The following is a 15,577-nucleotide window of genomic DNA, read 5'->3' on the forward strand; positions in this document are numbered from 1 at the left end:
CGATTAAACAACTCGTGGCGATCGGTAAGCATGGGGGCGTGCATTGCACTGGGGTTTCAAGTTTCGCGCGCGCTTGTCTTTCAGAACGTGCCGCGAGTTATTTTACCGACTGAATTTCCTGGCAATCCTGTTTGTTGCCTTGAGTTGGGCCGCTCCCGCATGGGCAGTCTGCGGCTCCTCGCAAAGCTTTGCGGTCGCGTCAGGTGCCACCTTCGTCATCACATGTGGTGACTTCGGCTTTCGCGAAGTAAGGCCCGGCCCACTTGCGACGACGCACGGCCTGGTCACCCAGAACGGCGTCAACAACAACTGGGTCAACTACACCAACAATGGCGACGGCGCGCTGTCCGACACCTTCGTCATGACCCAGGACGACGGCACCCCGACGACTTTCACCGTCACCGTCGGAGCCGCCTCTTCCCTTATCGTCACCCCGGCAAACCTGCCCACGCCCGCGGTGGGGGTTCCTTACACGCAGACGCTGTCGACGTCCGGCGGCGTTGCGCCTTACACCTATTCGTCGTCCGGCACGCCACCGCCGGGCATCACTGTCTCTTCCGGCGGTGTTGTTTCCGGCACGTCGACGGGATCAGGCCCTTACACATTCACGGTTGGCGTGACGGATTCGACGCCAGGGACACCGCTTACGGTCAACAAATCCTATAGCGTCACCATTCCTGGACCGACATTGGTCGTCTCGCCGGCGAGCCCGGCCGCGGGCGCTCAAGGCATCCCGTACAGCCAGCAGTTCACAACAAGTGGAGGCACCGCACCCTATACCTATGCTTATGAATCGGGCACCCTGCCGCCTGGATTGAATATATCCGCCACCGGCCTGCTCTCCGGCACACCGACGACCCTCGGCAGCTTCACCTTCACGATAAAATCGCAGGACAGCACCACGATCTCGACCGGCGGCGTCTGGCTGAAACTCCACACCGTAACGGTCGTCATCAATGCCGCACCGACCATCGTCGTATCCCCGACGACACTGCCCGGCGGCGCGGCTGTCGGGTCAGCTTATAGCACCACCATCACCGCCAGCGGCGGCACTTCCCCTTACACATCCGCCGTCAGCGCCGGAGCGCTACCGGCCGGGCTGACATTGTCTCCCGGAGGCGGGCTGTCCGGTACACCTACCGCGGGCGGGACTTTCAACTTCACCGTCAGGGCCACGGACGCCAGTGGCGCGCCGGGGCCATTCAGTGGAACCCAGGCCTATACCCTGTCGGTCGCTGCGCCGACGATCACGCTTCCCGCCACGGCGTTGGCCAACGGCACGATGGGCGCGACCTATTCGGCTACGCTCAATCCAGCGAGCGGCGGAACCTCGCCCTATACCTATGCAGTCACCGGCGGCGCCCTCCCGCCCGGTCTTGCCCTATCACCGTCAACCGGCACTTTGTCCGGCACACCGAGCGCTGCCGGCAATTTCAATTTCTCGGTCACCGCGACCGACAGCAGCACTGGCAGCGGCCCATATTCCAGTGCGCCGCGCAGCTACGCTCTGACGATCGTCAACATTCCGCCGGTCGCCAACTCGGTTTCCGCCACCGTTGCCTACAACAGTGGCGCCAACCCGATCACACTCAACATCACGGGCGGCGTTCCGGCTTCCGTCGCCATCGGGACCGCGCCCGCCAACGGTACGGCCATCGCGAGCGGAACATCGATCACCTATCAACCGAATCCGGGCTTCCGCGGGTCGGATTCGTTCACCTATACGGCGACCAATTCCGCAGGCACTTCCGCTGCGGCCACCGTGACCGTTACCGTCAGCAACCCAACGATCACCGTCGTTGCTTCCGGCCCTCTCACGACGCAGATCGGCGTTTCCTATACCCAAACCTTCACCGCCTCCGGCGGTGCGGCGCCATATACCCTAGCGGTAAGCGGCTTGCCGGCCGGACTGTCCACCACTGGAACGACCTCCAGCAGCGTCACCATATCCGGAACACCGACCGCGGCCGGCAGTTTCAATCTCGCGGTCACGGGTGCCGACAGCAGCACCGGGACCGGCCCTGTTGCGATTTCCCAGACCTTCAACTTATCCGTCAGCGCGCCAACGCTTGGCTTGACGCCGGCAGCAGGAACACTCGCGGCGACCTACGCCGCGGCGTACAGCCAGCAATATACGGCGTCCGGCGGCACAGCACCTTACACCTACACTGTCAGCGCCGGGGCGCTGCCGGCAGGTCTGGCACTGAACTCTGCATCCGGCGAACTCGCCGGGACACCGACAGTCACAGGACTGTTCACCTTTTCGGTGCGAGCCACGGATAGCAGCACGGGGACCGGCGCGCCGTTTGCACGGACCCAGAACTACGTGATGCAGGTGGCTGCGCCCACCATCGTGGTTTCACCGACGACGCTAACAAACGCCACGGCAGCGTCGAGCTACTCGGCCACCTTCACCGCATCCGGTGGCGTTGGCCCCTATACGTTCTCCACTCCGGCCGCGCTGCCGACCGGCCTGTCGCTGGCCTCGGACGGCCAGCTTACAGGTACACCGACACAATCCGGCGCTTTCGCGTTCACGGTGACAGCGACCGACGCTCACGGCCAGACCGGGTCGCGGCCCTACAATCTGACAGTTGGCCTGCCCAGCCTGACGGTATCGCCCGCCAGCCTTCCGGACGGCGGGGTCGCGAGCGGCTACAACCAGACGCTGTCGGCGAGCGGCGGCAATGCGCCCTACACCTTTGCGATCACCTCCGGCACGCAGCCCACCGGCCTGACATTGTCTCCGACGGGCGCACTCACCGGCACCCCGACAGCTCCCGGCACCTTCAACTTTACCGTGACGGCCACGGACAGCACCGCAGGCACCGCTGCCACAGGCAGTACCGCCTACACGGTCCAGATCATCGACATTCCACCGGTCGCCAATCCGGTTTCGGCCAGTGTTGCCTATGACAGCAATGCAAATTCGGTCACGCTGAACATAACCGGCGGGACTGCGTTGTCCGTCGCCATTGCCACTGCAGCCGACCACGGCACCGCCACTGCCACTGGCATCTCGATCAGCTACACTCCCAATCCCGGATACCGTGGCCCCGACACGTTCACCTACACGGCGACAAACAGCGGTGGAACGTCCGCTCCGGCGACGGTCAGTGTCACCGTGGGCGATCCGACGATCGTCGTCAGTGCGTCCAATCCGCTGACGGCTGCGGTCGGAGCTGCCTACACACAGACCTTCACGGCGTCCGGCGGCACGGCCCCCTACACACTGGCGGTGAATGGCCTGCCGGCCGGACTTTCCGCCACCGCAACAACATCCAACAGCGTAACCATCTCAGGGACACCGACAGCGGCGGGCAGCTTCAACCTGAACGTCACCGGCACCGACAGCAGCACCGGCACCGGCCCGGTTTCGATATCCCAGCCGTTCACGCTCATCGTTGGAGCCCCGACGCTTGCGCTGACGCCACCGTCGGGCAATCTTGCCGTGCCGTATGGCGCGCCGTTCAGCCAGCAGTTCTCGGCATCCGGCGGTACGACGCCATACAGCTACACCGTTTCGGCTGGCACTCCTCCCGCAGGCCTGACCCTCGACACAAGCGGACTTCTTTCGGGAACCGCCACCGCACCCGGCTCCTATAATATCACGGTCACAGCCACGGATGGCAGCACCGGGACCGGGGCGCCCTTCTCGACCTCCAACAACTACACCTTGCAGGTCGCGGCCCCGACCGTCGTTGTCAATCCGACAACGCTACCGAACGCGACAGCGGGTTTGGCCTATTCGGACACCATTACGGCGACAGGCGCGGTGGCTCCCTACAGTTTCTCGGTGACCGCAGGTGCACTGCCGGCGGGCCTGTCGCTTGGTCCCACTGGTGCATTGTCCGGCACGCCGACTGCCTCCGGCAATTTCTCATTCACGGTCACGGCAAGCGATGCCAACAGCCAGACAGGCTCGCGTCCCTATACCTTGACTGTCGATGTCCCCACCCTGACCGTTTCTCCGACCACTATCCCGTCCGGGACGGCTGGAACCGCCTACAGCCAGGCGCTGTCGGCAAGCGGTGGCAACGCGCCCTACAGCTTTGCGGTGACCGCGGGCGCGCTGCCCGCCGGCCTGACGCTCTCCGCAGCAGGCGCGCTCTCAGGCACGCCAACCGTCAGCGGAAACTTCAACTTCACCGTGACTGCGACTGACAGCACGACAGGGACTCCCGGCAGCGCAAGCATGGCCTACACGCTGACGATCGCCGCGCCGACCATCACGCTGGCCCCAGCCACTCTCCCGGCCGGCCAGTATGGCATCCCTTACACCCAGGCACTTGCGGCAAGCGGCGGCACCAGCCCCTACAGCTTCGCGGTGACAGCCGGCGCTCTGCCACCCGGACTGTCGCTCTCATCGACCGGCGCTTTCTCGGGCACCCCGACGGTTGTCGGTTCGTCCAGCTTCACGGTGACTGCAACGGACAACCTCGGCTTCACCGGTTCGGCAGCCTATACGTTGGTGATCGCCAACAACCCACCGATCGCAAACCCCGATACAGCCGAGACGCTTGATGGCCAGCCCGTTACCATCAACGTCCTCGCCAACGATACCGGGACGATCACCTCGATCGTGATCGCCAGCGCGCCGGCGCACGGCACCGCCACAGTGAGCGGCACCGACATCGTCTATACGCCTGCAGCATCCTTCATTGGCTCGGACAGCCTGCAGTATACGGCGACCGGTCCGGGCGGAACCACCGCACCGGCCCTGGTCACCATCAATGTCAGACCGCATCCGGTTGCTGTCGCGCAGAATGTCACCACGGTGTCGGGCAAAGCCGTGGTCGTCGATCTGACCAAGGACGCCAGCGGCGGCCCCTTCACCAGCGCAAATCTTGTATCGGTGCCTCCATCGTCATCAGGCGCGACATCGCTCAATGGCTACCAGATGACCTTCACGCCGGCGGCGACATTCGAAGGTACCGCGACGGTGACGTTCACGCTGAGCAACGCCTATGCAACGTCGACGGTGACGGCCATCACGATCAATGTCCAGGCCCGCCCCGATCCGACGCGAGACAGCGAAGTCATGGGCATCCTCAATGCCCAGACAGCTGCAACGCGCCGTTTCGCGAATTCCCAGATCGGCAATTTCCAGCAGCGGCTGGAGGGTCTGCATGACAGTGACGACGGCCAGGAACCCACCGACACCCTGGCCTTTGTCCAGGGCATCGTGCTGTCCTTCGACAGCACCTGCGGCAAGGACGATCTGGTTCCGCATGGCGAATCCTGCGGAAGCCACCAGGCCAAGGCTGATAAGGACTCCCCATTCAAATCATATCTGGACGACAACACCACGGCGAGCACGCCCGGCGGCTTCGGTACCGGCAGCTTCGGCCACAGCAAGGTGACGATCTGGACAGGCGGTTCCATCAATGTCGGCGACCGCGAAGGCAATGACGGCTACAAATTCGAGACGACAGGGCTCAGCGGCGGCATCGATTACCGTTTCAACCGCGCCTTCGCACTTGGGCTGGGCGTGGGTTATGGCCGCGATGTCAGCGATATCGGCGACAACGGCAGCCGGAGCACCGGCAAAGCCTATACGGCAGGTCTCTATGCCAGCTATCACCCGGGCCAGAACTTCTTCATCGATGGACTGCTTGGCTATCAATGGCTGTCATTCGACTCGAAGCGCTATCTGACATCGGGCGGTGGCTTCGTCACCGGCGAGCGTGATGGCGGCCAATGGTTCGCCTCGGTATCGGCAGGCGCCAAATATCAGGTCGAAAGCTGGCTGATTTCGCCTTATGCACGCCTGGACGTGGCACGCGCCACACTGGATGCCTTCACCGAAAAAGGCGACCCGTCACTGGCGCTGCACTATGGCGAGCAGGACATCGACACCGTTACCGGAAACCTTGGCCTCAGGCTGGCCTACAAGCTCCCTGTCAGCTTTGGCGTGATCACGCCGCAGCTCAGGCTGGAGTATCAGCATGATTTCCAAGGCGACAGCGCAATCACGATGAACTACGCGGACATGTTCGGCGGACCATTCTATCACACGTCCATCGATGGATCGGCAAAGGACCGTTTCATGCTCGGTCTGGGAATGAACATCCAGACGACACAGGATTTTGCAGTCCGGCTCGAATATCGCGGCCTGTTCGGCAGCGATGGCGGCACCGACAACGGCTTCCTGATCAATCTCGGCAAGAAGTTCTGACCAGCGGGGCCAGGGTCCTGGCCTCGCCGTTTCTTTTCTCGCTTCTGGCGGGCCGCGACGATGAGAGCCGGTATCGTGAAGAGCTGGATCAGTGCAGGATCTGCCGCCTTGGCGGATAAGTATCCACCTAAACTTGTTACAAATAGAACGAAATTCAAACCCAACTGATTATGAGCCGTATAAGCGCGATCTTCAAAATCGGAACCAAGTCTTCGACCAAGTAAAATTTCGATTTCTACAACGCATGAAGCTGGACATACCAAAAGTTCCAGCGCAGTATGTTAGCAGATAATAATATATCAGACATGAGGGGACCTCCATGCTGCATGGTGGATCGATGGCGCGTGCGTGGTTTTTCGCGGGTGTTTTGATCAGCGGCGTGGGGCCTCTCACGGCCCTGCCGGCGACCGCGGAGATCATCAATCCCCCGGTACTGCAGGACGTGCGGGAACCGGTCGCCAAGCCGATGTTGAAGGAGCTTGCACCGGCTGCACCACTTCCCGGCAACACGGCGCCGGTGCGCGGGGATCGCCTGCTCGATCTCAAGATCCAGTATATCGACAACCAGATCTACAATCCTTCAACGGGCGGATACGACCCCGTGCATCTGCGCGGCTACACCGGCAAGGGTGTCGATCCCAAAGCGCCTTACGTCTCACCCACGATCGAGGCGATACCCGGCGACACTGTGCGCATCACGCTCGACAACCAGTTGCCGGCAGGTCCCCAGCCCGGCGACCCCGGATGCCTGCATGGAGGGCAAATGCCCGACACCCCGCACTGCTTCAACGGTACCAACCTGCACACACACGGTCTCTGGGTCAGCCCATCCGGCAACAGCGACAACGTGCTTTTGTCGATCAATCCGCAGACCAAATTCACCTACGAATACAACATCCCTTCGGACCACCCTTCCGGCACTTTCTGGTACCATACGCACCGCCACGGTTCGACCGCCTTGCAGGTGTCGAGCGGCATGGCCGGCGCACTGATCATTCGTGGTAACCGTCCGCCGACGCCTTCCGCGCATGGCGACCTCGATACGCTGATCCCGACCTCAGCCGTTCCCGAACGTTTGCTGGTGATGCAGCAGATCCAGTATGCTTGCCGTGGTCCCGCGGCAAAGCCCGGCGAACTCGGCCCGATCAAACAGGACATCAACGGCCGCTACATCTGCGATCCCGGCGATGTCGGCGGCATCGAAGGCTATGATCAGTTCGGACCCGGCACCTGGCCGGCCTCGGGGCGCTACACTTCGCTCAACGGCAGGGTGTTCGATCCCAACGATCCGCTGACCGCGAAACAGGGGCAGATCGAACGCTGGCGCATGATCCACGCGGGTGTGCGCGATACCATCAGCCTCCAGTTCTTCAAGGTCCGCGATGACAAGCTGAAGCCCGGCACCAGGACGCTGCTGAGGGCTGGTGCCGCCGCGGCCTTCATCAAGGATACATGCGACACGAAGCCTGTGCCCTACATGCTGGTCGCCGCGGACGGCCTGACAATGGCAGGGGGGCAGATGACCCAGGTCGCAACCTTCCAGCCAGGCTACCGCTTCGATGCGCTCGTCGTATTTCCGGAAGCCGGGCGCTACTGCGTGATCGACGCGTCGGCGCCGAAGTCGGGGGTCGTCAACGGGCTCAATGTCGAACCCCAGCTGCTGTCGATCGTGGATGTCGCGGCAGGGACGCCGGTCGACAATGTCGAAAGCTACCTCAACAGCAAGCTGGTCGCACTTGCAGAGGCCAACATGCCGGCCGACGTCAAGGCGGCCGTGGTCACCGACCTCAAGTCGGGAACAAGGCTGACGCGCTTCACGCCGCACCCCGATGTCACCGACGAGGAGGTCAAGGGCAATGGCACGCAGGAGCTGACTTTCTTCATCGATACGACCGGACCGGACGTCAAGTTCGAAGTCGGCAACACGCTCAAGACAGCCGATGTAAGGCCTTATGACCCAACCCGCATCGACCGCCAGTTGCCGCTTGGCAAGGCGCAGGAATGGGTGCTGCAGTCTCACTTCGTCAGCCATCCGTTCCACATTCACGTCAATCCGTTCCAGATCGTCTCGATCATCGATCCCAACGGCAAGGACGTTAGCGCGGCGGGTGCGATCGACGACGCCGGCGGCGAGCCCTACGATCCGCAGTATCCCGGGCTGAAGGGGGTCTGGAAGGATACGCTGTGGATCAAGAGCCTGATCCCGCAATCGCTGCCGGCCGGTTTCTCCGGCATCTATACGATCACACTGCGCACGCGCTACGAACGCTATATCGGCGAATATGTACTGCACTGCCATATCCTCGACCACGAGGACCAGGGCATGATGCAGAACGTCGCGGTTGTGCTGCCCGATCAGGTGGCTGGTCCGCAGGGCGGCGCCATGTCGATGCAGATGGACGGCCAGATAGGTGGTCACGATGGCCACAAGTAGCGCGCCGCAATCTGAACCGACAACACCATTCACCTGGAGTGATGTCGAGGCAATCCTTCTCGCAGCTGGCGGCGCCGATGGCCCCGGCAGCCTGACGGGGCTGGCCCTGCCAGAGTTCCTGGGACTGCAACTGCATGGCATGCCGCTCATCGCGCCGCTCACAACCACGTGCTGCGGCACGAGCGATGCGAGCGGCCGCGGCGCGCGCTCGGCGCTGATCCGCGGCCTGCGCGGCCTGCCGCCTTTCGATGGCAAGCAATTCCCTCGCCTGCCCTGGGGCGGTTCACCAGTCCCTGACGAGGATATCGACCGCATCGAGAACTGGATCGAGGAAGGCTGTCCCGGCGATCTTATCGAAACCGTTGCGCTTGCCGGCGAGGTCAGTGTCGCGGCCGAAGCCCGTGTCGAGGTGAAGGGCCTCCCCGGTCCGGTTTTCGGCCCCGCGTCGGATCCGGCCGCATGGCGCTACGCCAAGGGCGAATTGCGGCAGCGCATGGATGTCGACGTCCTGAGCGAACCGCAGAAGGAGCGGCTGCGCCATGCCTTCCGCGAACTCTACAGGCTGAACAAATGGGTCGGCGACAAGCGCTCCTACAACAATCTGGCTCTCATCCATCAAAACCACTGCCAGCATGGTTGGGAGCGATTCCTGCCATGGCATCGCGTCTATCTCTATGAATTCGAACAGGCGCTGCAGGACTTCTGCCCGGACGTGACGATGCCGTGGTGGGATTTCCCGGCGCAGCGCTACAAGCCGCAGGACCCGGCCAACGGCGCGATCCTTCCCGATGCCTTCAAGGGCTTCCTGAGCGAGACATCCGCGCGTTTCCTGCGCGACCATGGTTTCCCGGCCAGCATCGATACACTGGTCGACCAGTTCTGGGCCAACCCGACGCAAATCTACGATGCCGTCAGCTTGGCGTGCGGCAAGGAGTACGTGACAGGCGAAAACCGCAAACGCCTGATCGACGCGCTGCTCGACGCCAATTCGCTCTGGTATCCGCTGCGCTATTCCGGCCAGTTCGGCAAGGGCACGATCAACACCGTCATCCACTATCACTACCCGGCGCAGGAGGATATCGATGAGATCCTTTCGCTGCGCACCTTCCGCGACTTCGGTGGCGGCAGCCTCTACGTCGACAGCTTCGGTTTCCTCGACCAGAACCCGCACAACACGATGCACATCTGGACCGGCGGCATGAACCCGGCATTCAAGACGGACGCGCCTGCCGACCGCAACAGCGCGGTGCGCGTCGCCGGCCGCAAATTCCACCAGAGAGACGATCTCTATTCCGAGCCGCAGTTCGGCGACATGTTCTCGAACCTGACGGCGTCGTATGATCCGATCTTCTGGCCCGTGCACGCCAACATAGACCGGCTGTGGTGGCGTTGGCAGCAGGATCATCCGGATGGGTTGCCGGCCGATCTCGATTCAGCGCTGACGCCGTGGAGCTATGCGGTGCGCGACACGCTCGACATGAGCCGCTTCGGTTATGAGTATATGCGTGGCGGATGCCTCATGCCTGTCGGATTGACCAGTCCGGTCGGGCGCTTCGTCTCCGCACCGATCACAGTGCCTGACGCGAGCAAGAGTTTCCGTTCGGCCGAAGTCCGGTTGCACCGGGTGCCGCAACTGCCACGTTCCTGCTTCATCCGCGTGTTCCTGAACACCCCGGATGCCGACGCCACGACACCGCTCGACGTGCCAGGCTATGGCGGCTACGCCGCCGTGTTCGGACATGGCGAATGTTACGGCGGGCCTGGCCATTGCGAAATTCCGCCGGCCGAGAACCGCAAGTTCGACCTGCGCGAGCGCAGCATGAACACACCCCGCAACCATCGCATCGACGTGAGCCGGGCTGCGCGGCGCCTGATCGCCGCCGGCGCCAAAAGCCTGACAGTGAGCCTGGTCGTGATCGGCGCTTCCTATGAAGAGGACCGCGAGCTTTTGAGGCTTGATGGCGTCTCACTCAACTTTCTCGACTGAACACGATGCGGCCGGCACAGGCGCAGGGGGACATCAATGGCCGAGCCAAAAACCTATCGCATTCATCCGGCGGTCGGCATCGCCCGGCTTGGCGATAGCCCGGAAGCCTTCTGCATCACCCCGGAAAAGCCGGCGCAGATGCCGATCGAATGCGACGCCAACGGCAACGCTGCCGAGGGCGACGCACCGATCAAACATTTCAAGGACGACAAGGGCCGTATCAAGCGCCAGGCCGCGCGTTTCCAGATCTTCGCCTATGACGAGGCCAACCCCGACGGCATTGCGCTCAGGATTGGCGACCATGTCGAGGGCGGCGGCAATCGCGGCAAGCTGGTCGATATCCAATGGCGCGTCCAATTGGCCAACAAGAAGGCGGCATGGTTCACCTTTGACGGCCTGCGTGGCGAGGCCGGTTACCCTGATGGCACACCGCTGCGCAATGCCGCCATCACCGATCCGGTCGAGCGGCAGAAACTGATCATCGACGCCGGCCCGCAAGCCATCGACTGCACCTCGCGCCGCAAGGCAAGCTTCGGCCGTGACACCAATCCGGCCTATGCCGTCACCTTCCCTCCCGCGGGAATGGCGCCCAACGAAATCGACACGCTTGGCGACATGATGACGGATGACGACGGCCGGCTGCTGGTGCTTGGCGGCCACGGCAACAGCGGTTCGTTCCTGAGTGGCTTCGGCCATCCCCGCATCGAGACTTACGCCAACAGCGATGGCTGGTTCGACGATATCTCCGACGGGCCGGTGATGGCGCGGCTGGTGATGATGGAGGAGCGCGTCCAGGCACTGCGCTACATCGATGTCGAATATCCCGCCTGGGTGCTGGTCGGCTACCCACGCTACGCGCCGGAAATCCTCGACATGATCACGCTCGAAGACGTGGTCGAGGATATGTCCATCCGCGAATTCGCTTACCGCACCGACATGTACGGCACCGCCGGAACCTTCGATGCACCCCAGAAAATCGACCCGACCGACACGGCCGCCCTGCTGCATTGGAAGGCGGGCCCCATCGAGTGGAACCCTGCCTATCGTCCCTGGTTCTGGCGCGATATCTGGCCGATCATCTTCCGCGCCGACGAATTCTCCTATTTCGCCAACATCCTTCAGCAGTCGAATTTCCCGCACAACCAGACCAGCCGTGGCACGTTCGACCCTTATCGCCTGTGCATTCCGCCACGGATCGCGCCGCGCGCGCTGGCGCAGAAGGAAGCGCGCGCGCAGGCCGATCATGTTGGTGGCCGTCTGCTCGAGAGCGCGGTTGAACCGAGCCTGATGCTGCTCGACGCGACCCAGGCACCGGGCGCGGCAAATGACGCCGTGGTGGGCGATGCAGGTGCGACGCTCAAGGCGGCCGCAGCTGCTTTCAGTGCTGCCGTATGTGCCCCGGCGGATGGCGAAACACCGCGCGCCTATGCCATGCGCTGGCATCGGACATTCAGCGAGAACGACACTACGGCGGACGACGTCTATGCGACGGCGCGCGATGCCTATGACGCGGCAGTCACCGATGTCATCGAACGCATTGCCGCTGCCGCCGCGCCGCCCCGGAAGCGGCAGCTGGCGGTCGCCCGTCCCTCGTCGCGGCAGGAGCCAGCCACGCCGGACCGCACGACGGACCCCGACGAGCCGATCGCCGCCGCGCTGCGCCGACTGGCATTCGAGTATCGATCCGGACAGCTGCTTGAACGCGCGCTTGTCGCGGCAAACAAGGATGCCACCACCGACCCTGGCCGCCCTGCGCGGCAGTATCTCTTCAATCTGTTGCGCAAACCCGGCGAGGAAAACCTGTTCCGGCTGGAAGCCAATCCGGCGACGCGGACCTATCACCTGCCGTTGATGCCTTTGCTCGCCGGCGACAATCCGATCACCAACAAGACGGTGAGCAAATTCCTGCGGCTGACCGACACGCAACTGTTCCTGCTGCGGCAATGGGCGGACGGCATCTTCATCGACGAGGTGGAGACGGGCTTCGCTCCGGCGATCGACCCGTGGCAGCCCTATGCGGACTGGAATGTGCCTGGCGGTCGCGGCCTGGACCGCGGCGTTCTGTCGAATGGCCTCGGCGGCGCGTTCTGCCCAGGCGGCGAGGTGACGTGGATCATCCGCAATCCCGCGATCTGGCGCGAGCCCTACAGGATCAAGGCCGACCCTGAATGGTACAGCTTCGCGCTGACCGCGGCGCAAGAGAATGCCAACCGCTGGGGAGCGGGAGTGAGTGAGGAAGGCTATATCGCCTATGCATCCGACCCGCTGTCGCTTGGCAGCGGCTTCGATGTCGGTCTGCAGCCGGGCGACCTTACCAAACTCAGCGGCCTGCCCTGGCAAGCCGATTTCAACGAATGTTCCACCCAGACCATCGACGTCACCTATGAGGAGTGGAACGTGCTCTATCCCGACAGCGTCGGCGACACGCTGCTCGAACGCGAAAGACGGGTATGGGAGACGCTGTGGTGGCCGGCGCACCGGCCAATGCAGACCTACTATCCCACAAACGATGGCCTGCAGTTCCGCAACTGGGCGCGTGGCATTCCGCAGACGCTTGCCGGCGACCTCAAGATGGTGACCGAGTGGTCCAAGCTCGGCTTCATCGTTCGCAATCCCGCTGGCGGGCTAGACCAGCCTTCGCCCGCGGAAAAATACATCTGCGTCGAAGACTCCGGAGAGTGAGGATGAGCAATCCCTTTGTCGGCAACTGGACCTATCGCAGTTTCCTCAACGACCCCGATATCAGCAAGGCAGCCAACGACCTCCTGTTTGGCGAAGGCACGCTGGCCATCGTGGAGAAATCCGAAACGGAGCTTGCCGGGACTATCGGCGGGCCGGGATGGTCGCTCGATCTGCGCGGCAGCTTCGGTTACGGCTCACCCATGCAGGTTCGCTTCCAGGGAAAGGGCGTGGTCGGCGGGGAGGAGTGGATCTACGACTATATCGGCTGGCTCGTGCCTGTCTGGCCAAACAGCACCGATCGCCTGGAAGTGCCTGCCATTGTCGGCTCGGTAGTGCGCACCATTCCGCATTCGGGCGACGGCGGCAGCACCAATCCAGCCGGAGTCGTGGCGTCTTTTTATGCCGTCAGAGCAAGCTGATTTCGTCGTCATCGGCGGTGGCCCGGCCGGGGCAGCGGCTGCACTGATGCTACGCCGTCACGTGCCCGGGCGGCGCGTGATACTGCTCGAGGCAGGGCGGCACGATCGACCAAAACCTGGTGAAGTGCTGCCAGCGGTGGCGCAAGGCCTGTTGCGTCAGCTTGGCGCCTGGGCGCTTTTTGCGGAAGCGGGCTTCGTTGAAAATCGCACGCTGGTTTCTGCCTGGACCAAGGAACAGCCCGGCGAAAAGCACAGTATCTTCTCTGCCCACGGCGCGGGCTGGCATCTCGACAGGGCACGCTTCGACCGGCTGATGCTGCAGGCAGCAGAAACGATCGGCAGCGAGGTACGGCTTGGATCGGCGGTGTGCTCGGCAACGCGCGAAAATCGCGGCTGGCGGCTCAAACTGGCCGATGCAGACATCACCGCACAGGCGGTGATCTGGGCGGCCGGCCGCAGCTGGGGGCTGGCGCGGCACTTCGGCGCGAAGGTTATCGTGCATGGACATCTTGCCGCCTATGCCCGCTTCTTCGATCGCACACCCGGCGACTGCCGGATGATCGTCGAGGCTCGTCCCGAAGGCTGGTGGTACAGCGCCGATCTGCCGGACCAGCGCCGTGTGGTGGCGTGCCTTACCGATCCCGATCTGGGCGGCGGACTCCGCAAAGCCGACCACTGGTACCGCGCCCTGGCGAAAACGCAATTCATCGCGCGGCTCCTGCCGGCCGAAGCGCGCGAAACCGCAAGCCTGGTCAAGCCTGCCGGAACTGCGTCGGTCGATCCGGCCGCAGGCGAGCGTTGGGTCGCGGCGGGGGACTGTCTGTTTGCCGCCGACCCGTTGTCGTCGCGCGGAATCGTGCACGCACTGCGCTCGGGTATTCTGGCTGCCTACGCCGCGTCGGACATGCTGGAGGGGCGCGAAGACCTTGCCCGTGCACGGTATTCGATGATCGCAACGCAAGGCTTCAACGATTACGTCCCCGCGCTCGCAGCTCATTATGCGGCAGCAGCACGATGGGACACCCCTTTCTGGCAGCGCCGCCTTCCTTTGAAGGAAACTGCGACGGCAAGGGCAGGTCATGCGCATTTCGGGCGGAGAGGATGGGTCACATGAAACTCGGTATACCGGTCTACGAAGGCGTCAATCTGCTTGATGTGGCCGGCCCCCTGGAGATGTTCTCCTGGGTCGACAAGAAAAAGGGATTGGAGACGGTTCTCCTGTCGATCGACGGCAAGCCTGTCACCTCGCTGAACGGCGTGCGCTTCGACGCCCAGGCCAGCTTTGCGGCAACGCCAAGGCTGGACATCCTGTGGGTGCCGGGCGGAGCCCCGGACGCGCTCGGAGCAATCATGAGCGACCCGGCATCATCCTATCTCGCTTACCTGCGACAGGTCGCGGTCAATGCGAAATGGGTCTGCTCCGTCTGCGAAGGCGCACTGCTGCTGGCTCGGGCCGGGCTGCTGGACGGCCACAAGGCCACCACACATTGGGCGTTTGTCGACTGCCTGCGCCGCTTTCCTGCAATCAAGGTAGCCAGGGGCCATCCGCGCTTCGTCGAGTCGGGCAACCGGCTTACCGGCGGCGGCATATCTTCAGGTCTCGACGAGGCGCTGCATCTCATCGCCCGGCTTTTCAACGACAAGACTGCTACCGAAGTCCAGGTGACGACCCAGTATTTTCCGGTGCCACCGGTTGGGGGCAAGATTCCCAGAACGCCCGCATGCATGGTCCATTGGTGATGGCGATCGTCACCGTTCACCTTGGCAATGCCAAACACGTTTCAAGTTGAACAAGCTCCGGCAAAAGGTGGTGGTCGCAGACGGCTGCCGCTGATCCTGTGCGCGATGCGTCGCCGGTTGGATCCTTCCAAAACCAC

General features: G+C 63.2%; 7 protein-coding genes. All 7 read left to right on the top strand.

Annotated features, from left to right (window positions below):
* Positions 1-139 precede the first annotated feature (139 nt).
* The 7 genes from ACFWYE_RS25650 (at position 140) to ACFWYE_RS25680 (ending at position 15,440) form a co-directional block, all read left to right on the top strand.
* Positions 140-6,178: a putative Ig domain-containing protein gene (locus ACFWYE_RS25650; protein ID WP_379115017.1), complete on the top strand. Its 6,039-nt coding sequence runs from the start codon at positions 140-142 to the stop codon at positions 6,176-6,178.
* 319 nt (positions 6,179-6,497) lie between these two features.
* Positions 6,498-8,612 (top strand): multicopper oxidase family protein, encoded by a 2,115-nt coding sequence (locus ACFWYE_RS25655; RefSeq protein ID WP_379115018.1) that lies wholly within the window; start codon positions 6,498-6,500, stop codon positions 8,610-8,612.
* A complete protein-coding gene (locus tag ACFWYE_RS25660; protein WP_379115019.1) occupies positions 8,599-10,599 on the top strand; it encodes a tyrosinase family protein in 2,001 nt (666 codons plus the stop codon). Before ACFWYE_RS25655 ends, ACFWYE_RS25660 begins: the two co-directional genes overlap by 14 nt.
* A gap of 36 nt (positions 10,600-10,635) precedes the next feature.
* On the top strand, positions 10,636-13,281 hold the full coding sequence (locus ACFWYE_RS25665) for a LodA/GoxA family CTQ-dependent oxidase (protein WP_379115020.1): 2,646 nt from the start codon (positions 10,636-10,638) through the stop codon (positions 13,279-13,281).
* A 2-nt stretch (positions 13,282-13,283) separates the two neighbouring features.
* On the top strand, positions 13,284-13,700 hold the full coding sequence (locus tag ACFWYE_RS25670; RefSeq protein ID WP_379067324.1) for a hypothetical protein: 417 nt from the start codon (positions 13,284-13,286) through the stop codon (positions 13,698-13,700).
* Complete coding sequence (locus ACFWYE_RS25675) at positions 13,681-14,814, top strand: NAD(P)/FAD-dependent oxidoreductase (RefSeq protein ID WP_379115021.1); 1,134 nt, start codon at positions 13,681-13,683, stop codon at positions 14,812-14,814. The genes ACFWYE_RS25670 and ACFWYE_RS25675 overlap by 20 nt, the downstream gene beginning before the upstream one ends.
* Complete coding sequence (locus tag ACFWYE_RS25680; RefSeq protein WP_379115022.1) at positions 14,811-15,440, top strand: DJ-1/PfpI family protein; 630 nt, start codon at positions 14,811-14,813, stop codon at positions 15,438-15,440. The genes ACFWYE_RS25675 and ACFWYE_RS25680 overlap by 4 nt, the downstream gene beginning before the upstream one ends.
* The last annotated feature ends 137 nt before the right edge of the window (positions 15,441-15,577 follow it).

Source organism: Mesorhizobium sp. NPDC059025 (genome assembly GCF_042739655.1).
GTDB lineage: Bacteria > Pseudomonadota > Alphaproteobacteria > Rhizobiales > Rhizobiaceae > Mesorhizobium.